17 protein-coding genes are annotated in these 20064 nt (G+C 66.8%); 6 read left to right on the top strand and 11 right to left on the bottom strand.

The window, feature by feature from the left end; all coding sequences use genetic code 11:
- Nucleotides 1-471, bottom strand: a 471-nt coding sequence (locus tag ACEQX1_RS06175) for a DUF1638 domain-containing protein (protein ID WP_370196621.1), incomplete at its 3' end; no start/stop codon positions are given.
- Complete coding sequence (locus ACEQX1_RS06170) at nucleotides 471-1154, bottom strand: corrinoid protein (RefSeq protein WP_370196620.1); 684 nt, start codon at nucleotides 1152-1154, stop codon at nucleotides 471-473. The genes ACEQX1_RS06175 and ACEQX1_RS06170, both read right to left, overlap by 1 nt.
- Nucleotides 1155-1504: 350 nt before the next feature.
- On the opposite strand from ACEQX1_RS06170, the gene ACEQX1_RS06165 reads away from it, so the two are divergent.
- The 4 genes from ACEQX1_RS06165 (at nucleotide 1505) to ACEQX1_RS06150 (ending at nucleotide 7302) form a co-directional block, all read left to right on the top strand.
- Nucleotides 1505-3088: a trimethylamine methyltransferase family protein gene (locus ACEQX1_RS06165; RefSeq protein ID WP_370196619.1), complete on the top strand. Its 1584-nt coding sequence runs from the start codon at nucleotides 1505-1507 to the stop codon at nucleotides 3086-3088.
- A 277-nt stretch (nucleotides 3089-3365) separates the two neighbouring features.
- On the top strand, nucleotides 3366-4925 hold the full coding sequence (locus ACEQX1_RS06160; RefSeq protein WP_370193406.1) for an adenylate/guanylate cyclase domain-containing protein: 1560 nt from the start codon (nucleotides 3366-3368) through the stop codon (nucleotides 4923-4925).
- 314 nt (nucleotides 4926-5239) lie between these two features.
- On the top strand, nucleotides 5240-5671 hold the full coding sequence (locus ACEQX1_RS06155) for a universal stress protein (RefSeq protein ID WP_024351360.1): 432 nt from the start codon (nucleotides 5240-5242) through the stop codon (nucleotides 5669-5671).
- A 50-nt stretch (nucleotides 5672-5721) separates the two neighbouring features.
- Nucleotides 5722-7302, top strand: coding sequence for an alanine/glycine:cation symporter family protein (locus tag ACEQX1_RS06150; protein WP_370193405.1), 1581 nt, complete (start codon nucleotides 5722-5724; stop codon nucleotides 7300-7302).
- A gap of 21 nt (nucleotides 7303-7323) precedes the next feature.
- Here ACEQX1_RS06150 and bmt read toward each other — a convergent pair whose 3' ends face one another.
- Nucleotides 7324-8334 (bottom strand): betaine--homocysteine S-methyltransferase, encoded by a 1011-nt coding sequence (gene bmt / locus ACEQX1_RS06145; RefSeq protein ID WP_024351358.1) that lies wholly within the window; start codon nucleotides 8332-8334, stop codon nucleotides 7324-7326.
- Between the two features lie 415 nt (nucleotides 8335-8749).
- Between bmt and ACEQX1_RS06140 the strand changes: the two genes are divergently transcribed.
- Entirely contained in the window at nucleotides 8750-8956 is a 207-nt protein-coding gene (locus ACEQX1_RS06140) for a hypothetical protein (RefSeq protein ID WP_188076226.1), read from the top strand.
- A 127-nt stretch (nucleotides 8957-9083) separates the two neighbouring features.
- Here ACEQX1_RS06140 and ACEQX1_RS06135 read toward each other — a convergent pair whose 3' ends face one another.
- The 4 genes from ACEQX1_RS06135 to ACEQX1_RS06120 form a co-directional block, all read right to left on the bottom strand.
- Complete coding sequence (locus ACEQX1_RS06135; protein WP_370196618.1) at nucleotides 9084-10151, bottom strand: glycine betaine/L-proline ABC transporter ATP-binding protein; 1068 nt, start codon at nucleotides 10149-10151, stop codon at nucleotides 9084-9086.
- Nucleotides 10144-11031, bottom strand: a complete 888-nt coding sequence (locus ACEQX1_RS06130; protein WP_009210069.1) for a proline/glycine betaine ABC transporter permease — start codon at nucleotides 11029-11031, stop codon at nucleotides 10144-10146. The genes ACEQX1_RS06135 and ACEQX1_RS06130 overlap by 8 nt, the downstream gene beginning before the upstream one ends.
- 245 nt (nucleotides 11032-11276) lie before the next feature.
- Nucleotides 11277-12275, bottom strand: coding sequence for an ABC transporter substrate-binding protein (locus ACEQX1_RS06125; RefSeq protein ID WP_370196617.1), 999 nt, complete (start codon nucleotides 12273-12275; stop codon nucleotides 11277-11279).
- A 356-nt stretch (nucleotides 12276-12631) separates the two neighbouring features.
- Nucleotides 12632-14611, bottom strand: a complete 1980-nt coding sequence (locus tag ACEQX1_RS06120) for a bifunctional diguanylate cyclase/phosphodiesterase (protein WP_246716053.1) — start codon at nucleotides 14609-14611, stop codon at nucleotides 12632-12634.
- Between the two features lie 288 nt (nucleotides 14612-14899).
- On the opposite strand from ACEQX1_RS06120, the gene ACEQX1_RS06115 reads away from it, so the two are divergent.
- The gene (locus ACEQX1_RS06115; protein ID WP_370193403.1) at nucleotides 14900-15328 is read left to right on the top strand and encodes a L,D-transpeptidase; all 429 of its coding nucleotides are present in this window, start codon (nucleotides 14900-14902) and stop codon (nucleotides 15326-15328) included.
- Nucleotides 15329-15376: 48 nt separating this feature from the next.
- Here ACEQX1_RS06115 and ACEQX1_RS06110 read toward each other — a convergent pair whose 3' ends face one another.
- The 4 genes from ACEQX1_RS06110 to ACEQX1_RS06095 form a co-directional block, all read right to left on the bottom strand.
- Nucleotides 15377-16333 carry a lipid A biosynthesis lauroyl acyltransferase gene (locus ACEQX1_RS06110; RefSeq protein WP_188076222.1) on the bottom strand — a complete coding sequence of 319 codons (957 nt, stop codon included), beginning with the start codon at nucleotides 16331-16333 and terminating at the stop codon, nucleotides 15377-15379.
- Complete coding sequence (locus ACEQX1_RS06105) at nucleotides 16330-17397, bottom strand: zinc-binding dehydrogenase (RefSeq protein WP_370193402.1); 1068 nt, start codon at nucleotides 17395-17397, stop codon at nucleotides 16330-16332. The genes ACEQX1_RS06110 and ACEQX1_RS06105 overlap by 4 nt, the downstream gene beginning before the upstream one ends.
- Before the next feature lie 105 nt (nucleotides 17398-17502).
- Nucleotides 17503-18804, bottom strand: coding sequence for a beta-ketoacyl-ACP synthase (locus ACEQX1_RS06100; protein WP_188076220.1), 1302 nt, complete (start codon nucleotides 18802-18804; stop codon nucleotides 17503-17505).
- A 7-nt stretch (nucleotides 18805-18811) separates the two neighbouring features.
- On the bottom strand, nucleotides 18812-20023 hold the full coding sequence (locus tag ACEQX1_RS06095; RefSeq protein ID WP_370196616.1) for a beta-ketoacyl-ACP synthase: 1212 nt from the start codon (nucleotides 20021-20023) through the stop codon (nucleotides 18812-18814).
- Between the last annotated feature and the right edge of the window lie 41 nt (nucleotides 20024-20064).

The following is a 20064-nucleotide window of genomic DNA, read 5'->3' as shown; positions in this document are numbered from 1 at the left end:
GGTGACGAAAAAGCTGCCTACTTCTGCTTCAACGATATCCTCAAAAAGCGGGCTGGTTGCATAGAATTCATAGCAATGCGCATGCGGCAAGCGCTCTGCATCGTGCCGTGCAAGCACGGCATCAAGCGCACCGCCCGTTCCGCAGTCGCCATAGCCGATCAGTACTTGCGAGTATTTCTCGCGATGCTGCGCGAGGAACTCGTCGACCCGCGGCGCGATCTGCGCCGGGCGGTTATGCAATTCGGCGGGCAGGCAGTGCAGGACCAGCTCTTCCTCGCCTATCCCCAGCTGCTTACGCAGCGCGATAACCTCATTGGCAAGCGCACCGCAGGCGAGGATCAGCGCCGGGCCGTCGGGATTTCGTGCCGTGGTGGCAAGCGTCGCGCCGACCGATCCCGCCTCGCCCCGCGGCTTGGCACGCCGTTCCAGTCGCGACTGCCGTCCGCCCGACCGGCGAGCGGCGCCGGCCATCAGTGGTTCTGCCCAACCAGTGCGCGGGCGAGCTCTGCGCTCATTGCCGCGTCGCGACCATATTGCGTGGCCCCGATCGCATCGGCGAACTCCTGGTTCAGCGGCGCACCGCCAACCATGACGGGAAGCTCCTTCATGATCCCGCGCTTGTCGAGTTCTTCGATGACGACGCCCATGTAGGGCATGGTCGTCGTCAGCAGCGCCGACATGCCGAGGAATTCCGGCTGGTGGTCCTCGATCGCCGCGAGATATTTGTCGACGTCGATATTGATGCCGAGATCGACGATCTCGAAGCCGGCGCCTTCCATCATCATGCCGACGAGATTCTTGCCGATGTCGTGGATGTCGCCCTTCACCGTGCCGATGACCATCTTGCCCTGCTTCGGCGCGCCGGTCTCGGCGAGCAGCGGCCGCAGGATGGCCATGCCGGCCTTCATCGCATTGGCCGACAGAAGCACCTCGGGCACGAATAGGATGCCGTCGCGAAAATCCTCGCCGACGATCTGCATGCCGCCGACCAGCGCCTTGGTCAGGACGTCGTAGGGCGTCCATCCGCGTTCGAGGAGGATCTGCGTTCCTTCCTCGATCTCCTCGCGCAGTCCGTCATAGAGGTCGTCCTTCATCTGGGCGACGAGATCGTCGTCCGACAGTTCGGCCAGAATGATGTCGTCGGCATCGGCCATGGCGCATTCCTTGTGGCGGGACGAACCCGGAACTGCCCCGAACGCGACTTTCAGCGACTGCGCCGCCTCGTCCGTCCGCAGCCCTCACTCTAGGGCAGCCGCAGCCGCGCAATCTCTTTGCTGCGACATCCGCCATTGCGAAAGCGACGTGCGCGCCGCCGCGCGACGCGGCGCGCAGGCGCCCGGCAGGGTCCGGCCGATGCGGACCCGCGCCGTCATTGTTCTCGGCGCGTCACCGGCCTTCGCAGGTAAGACGGCAACGGCCGGCGCTGCTCCTAGTATCGGTGACAGATCGAACGCCCGTGCGGCTTGAGCCGGCGCGGGCTGCCGCTTTGGCCGGAGACCTGACGATGAGCGACGAGACCGGACATCTGAGCGAGACGCCGCGCACCGAAGGCGGCCGGCGCGGCCGCGGCACCGGCGGCGGGGCGACGGCCCGGCGCGCCGCCCGGGTCCAGAGCGCGTCCGGGACGAAGCTGAGCTACATCCGCCGCAACGTGCCGGAATACGAGCTGCTCGACGAGGCAGGCCTCGCCATCATCGAGGCGAATGCCGACACCATCCTCGAAGAGATCGGCATCGAGTTCCGCGACGACGCCGAGGCGCTGGAGATGTGGAAGGCGGCGGGGGCCGAGGTCTCGGGCGAGCGCGTCCGGTTTCCGAAGGGCCTGTGCCGCGAGCTTCTGAAGACGGCGCCGCGGACCTTCGTCCAGCATGCCCGCAACCCGGAGAACTCGGTCGAGATCGGCGGCAAGGCGACCATCTTCGCCCCGGTCTATGGCCCGCCCTTCGTCCGCGATCTCGACGGCGTGCGCCGCTATGCGACCATCGAGGATTTCCGCAATATCGTGAAGCTCGCCTATCTGGCGCCGTCGCTGCATCATTCCGGCGGCACCGTCTGCGAGCCCGTCGACATCCCGGTCAACAAGCGGCATCTCGACATGCTGCTGGCCCACGTGACCCTGTCGGATAAGCCGTTCATGGGCTCGGTGACGGCGCCGGAGCGGGCTCGCGATACGGTGGAGATGTGCCGCATCCTGTTCGGCGAAAAGTTCGTCGACGAGAACTGCGTCGTCATCAACCTGATCAACGCCAATTCGCCGATGACCTTCGATGGCACCATGCTGGGCGCGCTGAAGGTCTATGCCCGCGCCAACCAGGCCTGCATCGTCACGCCCTTCATCCTCGCCGGCGCGATGAGCCCGGTCACGGTTGCCGGCACGCTGGCGCAGGTTTTGGCCGAGGCGCTGGCCGGTGCCGCCTTCACCCAGCTCTGCCGGCCGGGCGCCCCGGTGGTTTTCGGCACCTTCGCCTCGTCGATCTCCATGCAGTCCGGGGCGCCGACCTTCGGCACGCCCGAGCCGGCGCTGGTATCCTACGGCGCAGCCCAGCTGGCGCGTCGCCTCGGCCTGCCGTTCCGCACCGGCGGGTCGCTCTGTGCCTCCAAGGTGCCCGACGCCCAGGCCGCCTATGAGAGCGCCAACACGCTGAACTCCACCATGCTGGCGGGCACCAATTTCGTCCTGCATGCGGCCGGCTGGCTGGAGGGCGGACTGGCCGTCTGCTTCGAGAAATTCGTGATGGATTGCGACCAGCTCGGCATGATGCAGGCCTTCTCGCGCGGCGTCGATCTGTCGGAGAACGGACAGGCCATGTCGGCGATCCGCGAGGTCGGTCCGGGCAGTCACTTCCTCGGCTGCCAGCACACCCAGGACAATTTCCAGACGGCGTTCTACCGCTCGGCCATCGCCGACAACAATTCCTTCGAGCAATGGTCGGCGGAAGGCGCGTTGCGCGCCGAGAACCGCGCCGGCCAGCTTTGCCGCCGCTGGCTGGACTCCTACGAGGCGCCGGCGCTCGATCCCGCCATCGCCGAGGCGCTGACGGCGTTCGTGGCAAAGCGCAAGGCCGCCGAGGCCGACGCCTTCGCCTGAAAGGGAGAGGCGGACCCGGCCGCCCAGCCCGAAACCACCGCGGCGGCGAGGATCGCCCGGACGATCCACCGCGCGGTCTGGCGCGGCGGCGATGAGCGCTGACGGCTGAGGCGCGGCGGACGCGCCGGACGGGCTGGGTACTGGCTGCGCGGCCGGGGCGTTTCCCCGCCGCTCGCGGCGCCCCGGAAAATGACGCAAAGACATCTGCCGCGTTTTGTCGTTATATTTGCGCCACCCGTTCGAGGAGAGAACGATGGGCGCGATCTTCCGGTATCTGATGGCACGGCCGATCTACTTCGCCATCACGGTGGCGCTGGCGCTGGCGCTTCTGCCGGTGGCGGTCTGGATGGATCTGCGCCATCTCTCCGACACGGCGCTGAACGCCCAGGCGAACAGCCTGAATTCCATGATCACCGACATCCGCAGCTATTATGCGCGCAACGTCGTCGGCCGGGTGCTGGCCAATCCCGAGGGCCGGACCATCGCCGCCCATAATTATCTGGAGGTGCCCGGCGCGATCCCGATTCCGGCCACCCTGTCGCTGGAGCTGGGCGAAGTGATCGGCCGGCGCGGCGAGAATATCCGCTACCGCTTCGCCTCCGATCTGGTCTTCGCCAAGCGCGCGCCGCATGTCCTCGACGCCTTCGAGCGCGACGCGCTGCAGACCTTCCGGACCAAGGGCGCCGACCATCCGCTGATCACCCAGGTCAACGGTTCGCTGCTCGACCGCAATATCCGGCTGGCGGCGCCGGTGGTGATGGGCGAGGCCTGCGTCGCCTGCCACAACGCCCATCCCGAAAGCCCGAAGCGGGACTGGCAGGTCGGGGACATCCGCGGCATCCAGGAGGTGGAGATCGAGCAGCCGATCGCCGCCAATCTCCTCTCCTTCAAGTATCTCCTCGCCTATTTCGTCGGCGCCGGCCTGTTCGGCGTGTGCTTTGCCGCCCTGCAATGGCGCCAGGCCCGTACTTTCGGGCGCATGAACACCGAGCTGGAAGAGGCCAATTCCTTCCTAGCCTCGGTCTCCATGAAGATTTCCAAATACCTGTCGCCGCAGGTCTATCGCAGCATCTTCAGCGGCGAGCGCGACGTCACCATCTCGACCGAGCGCAAGAAGCTGACCATCTTCTTCTCCGACATCAAGGATTTCACCGTCACCTCCGAGAGGCTGCAGCCGGAGGAGCTGACCCAGGTTCTGAACGAGTATTTCACCGAGATGTCGAAGATCGCGCAGGAGCATGGCGCCACGGTCGACAAGTTCATCGGCGATGCGATCCTCGCCTTCTTCGGCGATCCCGAAACCATGGGCCCGCGTGAGGATGCCAAGGCGTGCCTGGCCATGGCGATCGCCATGCAGCGGCGGATGGTGGAGCTCAACGCCGAATGGCGCCGACGCGGGATCGAGAAGCCGTTCCAGGCCCGGATGGGGATCAATACCGGCTTCTGCAATGTCGGAAATTTCGGCAGCTCCGATCGCATGGACTACACGATCATCGGGGCCGAGGCGAACCTCGCCGCCCGGCTGGAACAGATCGCCGAGCCCGGCGGCATCGTGATGAGCTACGAGACCTATGCCCATGTGGAAGACGATGTACGGGCGCGGCCGCTGGCGCCGATCTCGCTCAAGGGCATCAGCCGCGAGGTAATCCCCTATGTGGTCGAGGGCATCCACGACGAGGCCACGGACGCGGCGCCCGGCGTGATCAACGAATATGCCGAGGGCGCCCGCATCTTCCTCGATCTCGAACGGCTGACCGAGGTCGAGCGGGACCGCCTGCATGCCGTCCTGACCGACGCCGTGGAAGCGCTGAAGCGACGCCGGCCGCTGACATCCTGAGCGGAGCGCTGCCCCTGCGGCATTGCACGCCTTCGGATCGCGTCGAATGCGGCCGGATGATCTTCGGCGGTGAAGCTGCATCCCGCGGCCGGGCGCGTGAGGGCGGCCGGAGCCCAGCCCTCTGGAAACACGAAGGATTTCCCGCTGATAGGGCCAGGTGACGGAGGTCACGCCGAGCGCTGCGGCCTTCGGCGTCAACACGCATGGCGCGAAAAGCGTTTGCCATCACCGGAATTGAACCTACCATAATCAATATTGATGGTTTGGCTCAGATCGTCTTGCTGCCCGACCGACCGATAGAGGGGTGATCGCCCATGGCGACCGAGATCTTTGTCGTTGCCTATGACGGGCATGATCGCAGCGTCGTCGACTACGCGGTGGTGCGGGCCAAGGCGAGCGGGGCGGCCCTCCACATCGTCCACGTCCTGCAATGGTCGCCCTACAGCTTCTTGACCGCCGAGGAACTCGACGAGCGCAAGATGCGCCGGCGCCAGGAACTCGAACGCGCCAGGACCACGTTGCTCGATCCGCTCGTCGCCGAGATTTCGGCCGAAGGGGTCACCGTCGATTGCGAAATCCGCTTCGGTGCACCGACCGAGATCATCCTCGCGGTCGCCGAGCATCAGAAGGCGGCGATGATCTTCGTCGGGCGCACGGGCAGGGGCCCGGTCCAGAACAAGATCTTCGGAAGCGTCACCCTGGGACTGGCGCAGGTCGCCCGCATCCCGACCGTGATTGTGCCATGAGCCGCCCTGCATCCGCCCCACGGAATTTCGATCCAGACAGAGGTTGCGTCATGCCGAAGACCGCCGCTCTCCTGCCGCTGGCGGGCGCCAGCCTTCTCCTGGCCGGGCCCGCCGCAGCGCAGGACGCCGAGCCGGGCTTTTCCATCGATGCGACCCTTTCGGCGATCATGGAGCCTGTGACGACGCCCTTCGTCAGCTTCATCTTCGCGCCGCTGCCGGGCACCGAACTGCCCTGGATCGTCCTGTGGCTGATCACGGCGGCGGCGATCTTCACGGTCTATTTCGGCTTCGTGCAGTTTCGCCTGGTCGGCCATGCCATCCAGCTCGTGCGCGGCCAGTACACCTCGCCGGATGCGGCGGGTGAGGTCACCCATTTCCAGGCGCTGGCGACGGCGGTCTCGGGCACGGTCGGCCTCGGCAATATCGCCGGCGTCGCCGTCGCGGTGTCGATCGGCGGCCCGGGCGCCACCTTCTGGATGATCCTTGCCGGCCTTCTCGGCATGGCCTCGAAATTCACCGAATGCACCCTCGGCGTGAAATACCGCGAGGAATTTCCCGACGGGCGCGTCTCCGGCGGACCGATGCATTATCTGCGCAAGGGCATGGCGGAACTCGGCTACGCCAAGCTCGGCCGGTTCCTCGCCGTCCTCTTCGCGATCTTCTGCGTCTTCGCCTCCTGGGGCGGCGGCAACATGTTCCAGGCCAACCAGGCCCATGCGCAGCTGGTCGTCATCACCGGCGGCGAGGAGAGCTTCCTGAACGGCCGCGGCTGGATCACCGGCGTCGTCATGGCGATCATCGTCTTCATGGTCATCGTCGGCGGCATCAAGTCGATCGCCCGCGTCACCGAGAAGCTCGTGCCGTTCATGGGGCTGCTGTATCTGGGCGCTGCCCTGGTGATCATCGGCGTCGAATACGACCGGATCGGCTGGGCGGTCGGCCAGATCTTCGCCGGCGCCTTCACCGGGCTGGGGGTCGCCGGCGGCATCGTCGGCGCACTGATCCAGGGCCTGCGCCGCGCGACCTTCTCCAACGAGGCCGGCATCGGATCGGCGGCGATCGCCCATGCGGCGGTGCAGACCGACCATCCGGTCACCGAGGGCTTCGTGTCGATGCTCGAGCCGTTCATCGACACGGTGGTGATCTGCACGGCGACGGCGCTGGTGATCACCATCAGCGGCGTCATGCAGCAGGACCCGGCCACCGGCCTGTATGTCTGGGATCAGGGCCTCGGCCAGATCGCCACGGAAGGCTCGCTCAGCGGCGTCGAACTGACCTCGGCGGCCTTCGGCACGGCGATCCCGTGGTTCCCCTACGTCCTGGGGCTCGCCGTGGTGCTCTTCGCCTTCTCGACGATGATCTCTTGGTCCTATTACGGGCTGAAGGCGTGGCTGTTCCTGTTCGGCGATTCCAAGACCTCGGACCTGTTCTTCAAGGTCCTGTTCTGCCTGTTCGTCGTTCTCGGCGCGTCGGTCAGCCTGGGCGCGGTGCTGGACTTCTCCGACGCCTCGCTGTTCGCCATGGGCATCGCCAACATCATCGGCCTGTACTTCCTGATGCCGGTCGTGAAGCGGGAGATGACCGGCTACCTCGCCAAGCTGCGGGCCGGCAAGATCCCGCGCTATCACTGACCGGGAAAGCGCGAAGCCGGATCAGTCCCGGCTTCGCCGCCGGCCCGTGCGCGGCGCCGTTTCGCCTGCGGCCGACGCCGCCTTGTTGACCAGCGGACCGACGGCCTCGACGATTTCGGCGATGCTCGGCCGCTGACGGCGCACATGGGTATCGATGGCGTGGCGCATGGCGCCGAGATGATGTGGCGAGGTTCCGCAGCAGCCGCCGATGATCCGGGCGCCCGCATCGATCGCCAGCCGGGCGTAATCGGCCATCTGCTCGGGCGTGCCGGAATAGACCGTGCCGCCGTCGACGAAGCGCGGAATGCCGCAATTGGCCTTCACGACCAAAGCGGAGTCCGGCGAACCCGTTTCCAGCTCCAGAGCCGTCGCCAGCATGTCCGACGCGCCGACGCCGCAATTCGCGCCGACCGCGACGGGGCGCGGCGACAGGCCGTCGACCGCCTTGTGGAAGTCGCAAGGGTGGATGCCCATCATGGTGCGGCCGGCGCTGTCGAAGGAGCCGGTGACGACATAGGGCATGTCGCAGGCAAGCGCCGCCTCGGCCGCCGCGCGCACCTCTTCGGCCGCCGACATGGTCTCGATCCACACGACGTCGACGCCGCCGTCCTTCAGCCCGGCGATCTGCTCGCGGAAGGCCTCGACGGCCTCGGCATAGGAAAGGGCGCCCAACGGCTGCAGCAACTCGCCGGTCGGGCCGACCGATCCGCCGACGACGACGGGACGACCGGCCGCATCGGCCACCGCCCGCGCCAGTTCGGCGGCGATCCGGTTGAGCGCGTGGGTGCGATCTTCGGCCTGGTGCAGCTTCAGCCGGTGGCGATTGGCGCCGAAGGAGCAGCTGAGGATGATGTCGGCGCCGTTGTCGACGAAGGCCTGATGCAGCGCCGTGATCCGGTCGGGATGGCTCTCCAGCCACATCTCCGGCGCTTCGCCGGCCTCCAGCCCCACCTCGAACAGATTGGTCCCGGTGGCCCCGTCCGCGAGGAGGACGCCCTTCGCGTCCAGGAGCTGGGTCAGCGAATGCGGCATCTGGTGGCCTCCGGTTCGAGCGGCGTCGCGGCGACGCCTGATGATGATGCGACGGCGGCACGGGTCCTTGCGGCAAGCGGCCCGTGTGCGTCTGGCCGGATGATGCCGGCCCTGCGGCGGCTGCGATCTTCCGAACGCGTCATCGCGCAGTCAGCCCGCGGCAAGCGACGTACGCCGCGGAAGATGCGGGGACCTGAGACACAATGTCTTGGGGACAAGTCGGATTGTGCGGTGCAACCGCCACAATCGGCGGCCAAGAGGGAACCCACGCACCGGATGGCAAACGGCCTTCCGTGGCGGCAAACGGGGTTGCCGCAAAGTTCCGGCAAGGTTTTGTTAATAATTTGACCATGGCGATTCGCGCGGCAGCGCGCGAGGGGAATCGCCGCAGAGGGACGAAGCAGGGGGATTTTGCATGTTCGAGCGATTGCCGAAGCGACTGGACGAGGTCGACATCGTCACCGCCGCCATTCGCGCGCTCGCCCGTGAGGGCTACGACCGCGCCCGGATCGAGCAGGCGCTGATCCGCCAGGCCCCGGTCGATCTCGACCTTCTGGCCGAATGCTACGAGCGCATCTTCGGCGCCGGCGCTTCCACGCTGTCGGACCGCATCGCCGCCTGATTGCCGCGGCGGCGCGGCCGTCGCCGATCGCACGAAACCCGCAACGTGGGGATGTCGCGGGTCGGATGAGATCGCTGCGGCGACCGGCGACCGGCGACACCCTGCGCCGCCGGCCATCCTCGCAGGATTACAGTTCGCTGGCGTCCAGCGCGTCTTTCAGAACCGGCGTGACCATGGCCGCCATCAGGCCGCGCATGGTCAGGGTGCCCATCGGCATGCCGGTCCCGTTGACCACATGCGCCTTGGTGACGCCGTCGCCGGTCATGCGGCGCGCAGCTTCCTCCAGGATCGTGCCGCGCTGGATCGGCACGCTTTCCGGCGCCGGTGCCTCGCCCGGCGCGATCGGCTCCATCACCGTCTCGACCTGAATCACCCGGCCACGGTTCACCTCGCGCACGAAGGACGAGATGTAGTCGTCGGCCGGGCGCAGCACGATGTCCTGCGCGGTGCCCTGCTGGACGATCTCACCGGCCCGCAGGATGGCGATCTGCTCGCCGAGCCGCAGCGCCTCGTCGAGATCGTGGGTGATGAACACGATGGTCTTGTGCAGTTCTGTCTGCAGGTCGAGGAGCACGCTCTGCATGTCGGTGCGGATCAGCGGATCGAGCGCCGAGAAGGCCTCGTCCATCAACAGGATGTCGGCGTCCGTCGCCAGCGCCCGCGCCAGGCCGACGCGCTGCTGCATGCCGCCCGACAGCTGGGCCGGATAATTGTCCTCGTAGCCCTTCAGCCCGACGCGCTCGATCCAGCGCATCGCGCCGTCGCGCTGCTCCTTGCGCGACTTGCCCATCACCTCCAGCCCGTAGGCGACATTGTCGATGACGGTCTTGTGGGGCAGCAGCCCGAAGCGCTGGAAGACCATCGAGATCTTGTGCCGCCGGAAATCGCGTAGGCGCGTGTCCGACATGGCGAGGACATCCTCGTCGTCGATCAGGATCTCGCCGGCCGACGGTTCGATCAGCCGGTTGATGTGGCGGATCAGGGTGGACTTGCCCGACCCCGACAGCCCCATCACCACCTGGATGCCGGAGGCCGGGATGTCGATGTTGATGTCCTTCAGCCCGAGCACGTGGCTGTGCTCGGCGAGGAGCTCGGTCTTCGACATGCCCTGGCGTACGAGATCCACCATCGCTTTGTCTTCGGGACCGAAGATCTTGTAAAGATTGCGGATCTTGATGGCGATCTCATCAGCCATGGGCGGCCTCCCGGTGACGCTGCAGGCGCTTGCCGTAGGCCTGGCTGGAGCGGTCGAAGATGATGGCGATGGCGACGATCGCCAGGCCATTCAGGACGCCCTGCGTGAAATACTGATTGGTGATGGCCTGCAGCACAGGCTGGCCGAGGCCGCGCACGCCGATCAGCGAGGCGACGACGACCATGGCGAGGGCCATCATGATGGTCTGGTTGATGCCGGCCATGATGGTCGGCAGGGCGAGCGGTAGCTGCACCTGTGTCAGCTTCTGCCAGCCCGAGGAGCCGAAGGCGTTGGCGGCCTCCAGCACTTCCTTGTCGACCAGCCGGATGCCGAGATTGGTCAGCCGGATGATCGGCGGCATGGCGTAGATCACCACCACCAGCAGACCCGGAATGAGGCCGATGCCGAGCAGCATGACGATCGGGATGAGATAGACGAAGGACGGCATCGTCTGCATCACGTCGAGGATCGGATTGATGACCGCCTGCACCTTGTTGGAGCGCGACATGATGATGCCGATCGGCATGCCGATGATGATCGACATGAGCGTGCAGACGACGATGATCGACAGGGTTCGCATGGTGTCTTCCCACATGCCGAACACGCCGATGAGGATCAGGGCGACGAAGGTGCCGACGGTGATCGCCTTCGACCGGCTGGCCAGCCAGACGATGCCGACGATGACGAGCAGGATGATCCACCACGGGGTCTGGATCAGGAGCCGTTCGAACCACAGGAGGAACTCGAGCAACGGGCGGAAGATCGCTTCGATCGTGTCGCCATAGGCGCGCGAGAACGAGCGGTAATACTGGTCGATCGTGCGCGACATCAAGCGCAGGTCTCGCCCCGCCAGTTGTGGAAATTCGGTCAACCAATCCACAGTCGAGGTCTCCTTGGCATGTTTTCTGGATCATGGGGCCCGGGGCGGGCCTGCGGTCGCACGGCCGGCGATGGACCCGCGAGGGGGCCGTGGTGCCGGTCGCAACCGTGGGGCAGGGCGCGTCGGCCGGGATCGGCCGTCAAGCGCCCGCCAGGCGCATTGCCCGGAATCGGGCAGCGGCGAGAATGACCTGCCGGTGGTGCGACCACCGGCAGGTCCGTCGTCATCGTGTCAGCCGGTCCGGATCAGAGCGCCGACTTGATCTTCTCGGCCGCGTCCTCGGAGACCCAGCCGGTCCACAGGTCCGGGTTGTTCTCGAGGAAGTAGTAGGCGGTGTCCTCGCCGGTCGCCTGCTGCTCTTCCTTCCAGGCGAGGAGCTTGTTGACCGTGTCGTTGCCCCAGGCGCGGGTGTTCAGATACTCGGCTACCTCGGGCGACTGTTCCTGCACCTTCGGCGTCAGGACGGTGAAGACCTCGGACTTGGTCCAGGCGTTGATCTTCGGCTCGGCGCAATCGACCTGGGTCGTGCACTCGGCCCATTCCTTGGGATCGTGCTCGGCGTCGAAGGGCAGCTTCTTCATCGGGTACTTGCCGAGAATGGCGGTCGGCGCCCAGTAATAGCCGAGCCACGGCTCCTTGTTCTCGTAGGCCTTGGCGATCGAGCCATCGAGCCCGGCGGCCGAGCCGGTGTCGATCAGGGTGAAGCCCTTCTCCTCGCCGTCATAGGCCTTGAACAGGTTCGCCGTGGTGATCTGGCAGCCCCAGCCAGCCGGGCAGTTGTAGACGGCGCCCTTGGACGGATCCTCGGTCGCCGGGAACAGCTCGGGATGCTCCAGCGCGTCGCCGACGGTCTTGATCTCGGGATGGGCCTCGGCGAAGTAGGTCGGGACCCACCAGCCTTCCTCGCCGCCGTCCGACAGGACCTCGGCGCCGAAGGCGATGGTGCCTTCCTCGGCGGCCTTGTCGATCTGGTCGCGGAACTGGTTGACCCACATCTCGGGCGCGACGTCCGGCTCCTGCTTCTCGGTCATCGAGGCGAAGGTCGGCATGGTGTCGCCCGGCAGGAGGCGCACGGTGCAGCCATAGCCCTCTTCGAGGATGATTTTGTCGATCGCCGCCAGAACCTCTGCCGACGCCCAGTTCATGTTCGACACGCTCAGTTCACAGTTCTCCTGCGCCGAGGCGGTGGCGCTGAACCCGAACAGGGCGGCTGCGAGACAGGTTGAGGCGAGAAGAAATTTCATGCGTAATCCTTACTTCTTTGTGCGAGGCGAGTATCGTACGCAGGAATGGCGACGCGAACACGGGGTGATTGTGCCCATGTCGCCCGCATACGACTCGTTGCTGCCGGACGGCAGACATCTCTTTGAACGTTCTTGGAGAGGCTAGCCTGCTAACGGCCGGAATCCAACCTGTTTTCTCAAATATGGCGCTCGTGGGGCAGCCGGACAGGGCTGCGCGCGGCAAAATCCACGGCCTGTTCGGCCGCTGCAGACGGGCGTCCGGCGGGCTGGCAGCGACAGGCTGCCGCGGGGATTTGAAGGGGGGCGGGAAATCGCGCCGGCGCGGCGAAGAGGTCCCTGGGAGTACGGCGAAGACGCTACGCGGTCGCCGACGGACGCACCGCGCTGTCGTCGGACGGCCCGTGGCGGAACCGCGCCAGCGCTTCGCTGGCCACCCGTTCGGCCGGCATCGGCTTGCCGAAATAGAAGCCCTGGAGCTGGTCGCAGCCCAGGCTCTTGAGCAGGTCGACCTGCTCGCGGGTCTCGATGCCCTCAGCGGTGACCTTCATGTTCATGTGGTGGGCCATCGAGACAATGGTGTCGAGAATCTGCGGCACGCTGGGCTCGCCATTCTCGTAGGCCACCATGAAGGACTGGTCGATCTTCAGCTTGTCGAACGGGAAGCGCCAGAGATAGCCGAGCGAGGAATAGCCGGTGCCGAAATCGTCCATGTCGATGGAGATGCCGAGGGCCTTCAGTTCGCGCAGCTGGGCGAGGATCTCGTCGGAGCGCTCAAGAACCAGCGACTCGACCACCTCGATCTCGAGACGGCTGCCGTCGACGCCGGCCTTGTCGAGGGCCGACTTGACGATCGAGACGAGGTCGCCGTCGCCGAATTGCACCGGGCTCAGATTGACCGAAACGAAGAGATGCTCCGGCCACAGCGCGATCTGGCGCACGGCCTCGCCGATCACCCAGGTGCCGATGGTCTTGATGTAGCCGCGCGCCTCGGCGATCGGGATGAAGACCGCCGGCGAGATCTGGTTGCCCTCTTCGTCGCGCATGCGGATCAGCGCCTCGAAGCCGAGCAGCCGCGATCCGTCCCCGTTGACGATCGGCTGGTAGAACAGCTCGAAGCTCTGGTTCTCCAGAGCCCGACGCACCAGACCTTCGATATGCCGGCGATGATGCATCGCCTCGTCCATGGACGGTTCGAAATAGATCAGGTTGCGGGATTTGTCGGTCTTGTGCTGCAGATGCGCGAGCTCGGCATGCTTGACCAGTTCCGAATGGGTGCGTCCGTCCTGGGGCGCGAGCGCGCAGCCGATGGAGACGCTCGGGGTCACCGTGGTGCCCTCGATCTCGACCGGCTCTGTCACCGCGTCGACGATCCGCTTGCACAGCGCCGCCACATCTTCCTGCGAGGCGACCCGGCGCTGCAGGACGGCGAAATCGTCGGCGCCGAGGCGGGCGAGCAGGTCGTTGCGGTCGACGACGCCGATCAGCCGGTCGGCCACCACGCGCAGGAGCTCGTCGCCGGCGGCCTGGCCCAGCCGGTCGTTGATCTCGGACATCTCGTCGATGTCGATATACAGATAGGCCATGCGCTCGCGGGTGGCGCGCACCGTGGCCAGCACCCGGTCGCTCTCCTCCTGCATGCGATGCCGGTTGAGCAGCTTGGTCAGGGCGTCGTGATTGGCCAGGAAGATGATGCGCTCGTCCGCCTCGGCGATCTTGCGCTTGCGGCGGATATAGAGGAGCAGCGGCACCGCCGTGGCGAAGAAGATCAGGACCAGCAACAGGGCGGAGGCGTTCGCCAGCGTCGTTTTGAACGCACTGCGGTTGGCGACCATGTTGCCGACCATCGAGACATAGCCGATCGTCTGGTCGTTCCGGATCAGCGGCATGATCACCGTCGGATTGGTGAAGCCGTCATCCTCGACGACCTGCCAGTCGCCCTCGCGCGCCAGGACGCTCTCGGACAGCCGGTCGCCCGACTGCATGCCGCCCGGGCGGTCGCGCAGCAGCCATTCATAGCGGTCGGAGCGCGTGCGATAGACCTCTTCGCCGTTGCGATCGAAGATCGCGAAACTCTCGATATTGGCGAGGTCCGCCAGCCGGCGGATGTCGGTTTCGGCGTCGGGGTCGCGGGACAGGCCGGTGAGGAAGGCATCGACATTGCCGCCGGGCTGGGTGAGGAGCCGGGCGAAGTTCTCGCCCTTGGTCCGCATCTCGGTCTCGACGAGACCGCCGACGGTGGCGCCACCGATGGACAGCGCGCCGAACACGACGACGCCGGCGATCGCCAGCCCGCCGAGAACAGTCAGTCCATTCCTGTAAAAAAACTTGAGCACCATCGCCCATTCCGCGCCGATTTCGCTGCGACCGTATGTCCAAGACGTAAAGATTTATCGAACATTGGCCGAAGGGCTGATCGGTGGCGTCGGCAGAAGAGACGCGAAGCCGTCTTGATGGCGCGCAAACCCTTACCCAGAGGGAAGCGGAGGAGGAGGCGCAGTTGCCGGAATATCGCGTCCCCAGACCGTGTTAATCTGTTCACGTTTTTGGCAGTTGACCGCGCGGCAGAATTGAAACTAGGTTTTTCTGCGGCGGGAATGTGGAGTTCTTGGGTCGGAGTCAAAAACATGAAGAAACTACTGGTCGCGATCGTGATGATCGCGGGCGTGCTCGGCTGCGGCATCTCGACAGCATCCGCCGGCCTGGTCGCCAAGGTGGACCTGTCCGCCCAGACGATGACGGTGATCAAGAACGGCCGGGTGATGTATCGCTGGCCGGTCTCGACGGCCCGCCGCGGCTATGTCACGCCGACGGGAAGCTGGCGGGCCAAGCGCATCCACCGCATGTGGCATTCGCGCAAATACGACATGTCGCCGATGCCCTATTCGGTCTTCGACCACCGCGGCTACGCCATTCACGGCACCGGTGCCGTCAGCCGGCTCGGCCGCCCCGCCTCGCATGGCTGCGTGCGCCTGCACACCGCCAATGCCAAGATCTTCTATACGATGGTCCGCAAGATGGGCATGCGTAACACGAGGGTCGTCGTCCAGCGCTGAACGACCGGCGCCCGGCCACGCAAGCGGCCGGGTCGCGACGGCGAGCCCTCAAGCGGGCTTCGGCTGCGCGGGCTTGCGGCGGGCCTTGCCGCTCTTCCAGCGGTCGTGAAACCACATCCATTGTTCGGGATGCTCGCGCACCCAGCCCTCGACCACGTCGTTGAGCAGCTGGCAGGTGGCGGTCACGTCGATCTCGCCGCTGTCGGCTCGCGGCAGCTCCAGTCGCGGCTGCAGCTCGAGCCGGTAGCGCCCGCCCGGCAGGCGGATCGACCGCGCCGGGTAGATCTCGCAGTCGAACTGGCGCGCCAGCTTCGGTAGCAGCGGATTGGTGCGGCATTCCCGGCCGAAGAAGGTCGTCGGTTCGCCCTTGCGGAATTTCTGGTCCACCAGCATGCCGACCGAGCCGGAACGCTGCAGGATACCGGCCAGCGACCACGCCGCGCCGGCCTTGGACGGCACCATGTGGCCGCCGCTGGTCCGCCGCGCGGCCTGCACTTCCTTGGCGATGTAGCGGTTGTTGGGCTGCCGGAAGAGGGCGGTGAATTCCAGGTCGAAGGCGGCCGCCGCGATCGGCAGCAGCTCGAAGCAGCCGAGATGGCCGGTGAAGAAGATGAACGGGCCCTTGCGCTCGCGCAGTTCGGCGAAGATTTCGGCGCCCTCGACCTCGATGCGCCCGGCCTCGGGGTTCTCCGGGTCGAAATCGAAGAGATCGTCGAGGAACACGAACTCGGCGGCGAGCCGGCCCATCTGGCCCCAATTGTCCCGCGCCACCTGCTCGACCCAGGCCGCGTCCTTTTCCGGATAGGCCTGCTGCAGATTGTCGACCGCCAGCCGGTGGCGGCTCGTCCACGGGCCCAGCAGCCGCGCCGTGCGGTCGGCGAAGGACAGGCCGACATCGGCCGGCAGCAGCCGGATGGTCCGCAGCGCGGCGAACAGCACCTGGGCAATGACGAAGTCCGCGGCGCGCTTGGCCCGCAGCGCATAGCGCGCGACGAAGAGGTTCATGCCGCGCGCGGGTTTGCGCTCTCGCTGCCGGCCTCGTCGGCGACGCGCAGCACGATCTTGCCGAACACCTCGCGCGCCTCCATCCGCTTCAGCGCGATGTCGATCTGGTCGAAGCCGATCTCCGCGTCGATCACCGGATGGACGATGCCGCGGGCCATCTTCTGCATGGCGTCGCGCATGTTCTCCATGCGGCAGCCGAAGGAGCCGAACAGCTTCAGCTGCTGCTGGAAGAGCTGCATCAGGTTCATCTGGGTGGACACGCCCGATGTCGAGCCGCAGGTGACCAGCCGGCCGCCGCGCTTCATGCACAGCATCGAGCCCGCCCAGGTGTCGGCGCCGACATGCTCGAAGACGACGTCGACGCCCTTCTTCTTGGTCAGCTTGCGGGTGACGCCCTCGAAGCGGTCGACGCGGTAGTTGATGACGTGGTCGGCACCCAGCGCCCGGGCGCGCTCGGCCTTGTCGTCGGAGCCGACGGTGGTGATCACCGTCGCGCCGTGCCGCTTGGCAAGCTGGATCGCCGCCGAGCCGATGCCGGACCCGCCGGCATGGACGAGAATGGTCTCGCCCGGCTCGAGCTTGGCATTGTCGAACAGCATGTGCTCGACCGTGCCGAAGGTCACCGGCGCCAGCGCCGCGCCGATGGCGTCGCAGCCGGGAGGGGCAGGGACCAAGAGGCGCGCCGGCAGATTGACCTTCTCCTGGGCGAAGCCGTCGAGATGGAAGCCGTGCACGCCCGAGACGTGTTCGCAGAGATTGTCGCGGCCTTCGCGGCAGGGGCGGCACAGGCCGCAGGTCTGCGCGCCGTAGATCGCTACCAGCTGGCCGGGCAGCACCGAGGCAACGCCGGGTCCGATCGCCGAGACGACGCCCGACGCTTCGGCGCCGACGACCAGCGGCATCTTGCGCTTGGCGAAGGCCATGCCGCGCCAGCCCCAGACGTCGATATGGTTCAGCGCGACCGCGGCAATGTCGACGGTGACCTCGCCGGGGCCGGGCGGTGGCGGTGGCGGCAGGTCCACCTGCTTGAGTTCGCGGTCGCCGACGAGTTGCAATGCCCGCATGGGAAGATCCTCAGACTGGATAGTGACGGCGTTGCCGTGCGGCCCCGAAGGCCGCGCGACGCCGATGGCCGGCCGGGCGGGTCGATCCCGCCGCGGCCCTGGCATTCAGTGGCGCGGTTCGCGCCCGATGACGAGGCAGGCGTTCTGCCCGCCGAAGCCGAAGGAGTTCGACAGCACCGTGGCGATCTCGGCCGGACGCGCCTTGTTCGGCACGGTGTCCAGCTCGATCGCCGGGTCCGGCACTTCGTAGTTGATCGTCGGCGGCAGCAGGCCGTTCTGGATCGACAGCACCGAGAACACCGCCTCGATCGCGCCGGCCGCCGTCAGCGTGTGGCCGATCATCGACTTGTTCGAGGAGATCGGCGTCGTCTTCAGCGCCTCGCCGAACACCGCGGCAAGGCCGGTGGCCTCCATGCGGTCGTTCTCCGGCGTCGAGGTGCCATGGGCGTTGATGTAGTCGATGTCCGACGGCTCCATGCCGGCGTCGGCGATGCCGGCCGCGATGGTCGCGATGATCGGCGAGCCGTCCGGCTTGGAACGGGTGCGGTGGAAGTCGTCGGCCCGCTCGCCGCAGCCATGGATGACGCCGAGGATCTTGGCGCCGCGCGCCTTGGCCGCGCTCAGCGATTCCAGCACCAGCGCGCCGGCGCCCTCGGCCATGACGAAGCCTTCGCGATCCTTGGAGAAGGGCTTGGAGGCCTTTTCCGGATACTCGTTATTGGTCGACAGGGCCGACAGCAGCGAGAAGCGGATCAGCGATTCCTGGGTGATCGACCCGTCGGTGCCGATGGCGATGGCGCGGTCGGTCTCGCCGCGGCGGATCGCCTCGACACCGAGCTGGATCGCCGAGGCGCCCGATGCGCAGGCGGTCGACAGGGTGATCGGCAGGCCGCGCGTGCCCAGCCGGTCGGCCAGGAGCTCGGAGATGCGGCTGCACTGGGTCAGGTTGTAGATCGCCTTGTCGGGGCGGCTGCGCGCAATCTGCAGCAGGCGGTCGTAGCCGGCCTCCTCGATGGTCGCGCCGTCCATCGCGTCGAGGGCGAGGCGATGCTGCCACTCCATCTCCACCGGCGGGGCGGCGAGGAACAGCGGTCCGCCGAAATCGTCGTCGGCAAGGCCGGCCATGCGCACGGCTTCCGAGCCGGCGGCTTCCGCCATCATGTAGGAGAGACCCGTCGAGGTCTCCGAGCCGGGGCCCATGAAGTCCACCGAGCCGGAGATCGTGGTGCGCAGGCTGTCGGTCGAGAAGCGCTCGATCCGGTGGATGCCCGAGCGGCCCGAGGACAAAGCGTCCCAATTGTCGTCGACGCCGCGGCCCAGCGACGAGACGAGGCCGAGCCCGGTGATCGCGATCACCGGGCGCCCGAGAAAGTCCAGCTCTGCGGTGTTGCCGTTCGCGCTCATCATCCGATCCTTACAGTCTGCGTCCGTCCACGGCTTCCAGTTCGCAGGCACCCTCGGCGTGAAGGTGACCGATCGCGGTCACGATGGCGCGCCGCGGGGCCGCTGAAGCCGGGCGTTCCTCGCCGACATCGAAGGGCGGGATCACCGCACCGCGAGACAGCGCGCCGGCGGCCAGCGCCACGCCGGCCGGGACCTGCGCCTCGAAGGCATGGCCGAGCATCGTCCCATACGCCCTGACCGGGGCATCGGGAAACCGTTTGTTCAGGACGCTGCGTTCCACATCCAGCAACGGCTTGATGCCGGCGGCGCCGCTGAAGATCAGCGTCTCGTCGCTCGCCGATCCGCCTTCAGGCAGCAGCGCCTCGAAGCGCGCCGCCGTGCGCTCGGCGTCGCGCTTGCCGCGGTCGCCGGAAGCGCTGACCAGCCGCGCATAGGCGAGGGCCGAACGGGCTGCGGCGTGTTCGGCCGATTCCAGGATGAGGAACGCCCCGACGCTGCCGACGGTGATGCCGTCATGGCCCTCGGTGCGCGAGGAGACCGGCCGCCAGTCGTCGCGCAGCATCAGGCCGGCGAGGTCGAAGTTCAGGATCAGGTCCTTGCGCTCAGCCGAGAACGAGCCGCCAACGAGGCAGATATCGCTCTGGCCGGCGGCGATCCGTGCCCGCGCGGAAGCGATGGCCGAGATGCCGGCCGCTTCCTCGCCCATGAAGGTGCGCGAGGAGCCCGTCACCTTGTGGACGATGGAGATGTTGCCGGCGAGAAGGTTGGAGAGCTGCGCCAGGAACAGGGTCGGGCGCAGTTCGCTGCCCAGCGTCTCGTTGACGATCCGGTCGCGGTCGTTGGCGCCGCGCGCCTTGTCCATGACCAGTGCGTCGACAGCGGTGTCGCGTTCGCCGCCGCCGGCGGCCACGACCATGTCGATCTTGGCGCGCACGGCCTCGTCGGCCGGGATACCGGCATCGGCGAGCGCCAGTCCGGCCGCATAGGTGCCCAGCTTCTGCCAGGTCTCCATCTGCCGCTGGTCACCCCGCTTGGGGATCTGGCTGGACCAGTCGATGGGCGGCAACGGGTGCACGAAATAGGGCGCGTAGGTCTCGGCATCGATCCGCGGCTGCGGTGCCGGCGCGCGGCCCATGGCGTCGAGATGGGTGGCGATGCCCTCGCCGAGCGAGGACACCAGCCCGATCCCGGTGATCACCACGTCTCTGGCATTCTGTGTCATGCAATCGTTCCACTATCCCAATCGTCCGTCCCGCCCGGCGA

Origin of the sequence: Aurantimonas sp. (assembly GCF_964217435.1) — a bacterium.
Taxonomy (GTDB): Bacteria; Pseudomonadota; Alphaproteobacteria; order Rhizobiales; family Rhizobiaceae; genus Aurantimonas; species Aurantimonas coralicida.
Note: the sequence above shows the minus strand (reverse complement) of the source record. Positions and strands in the feature narration are given on the sequence as shown.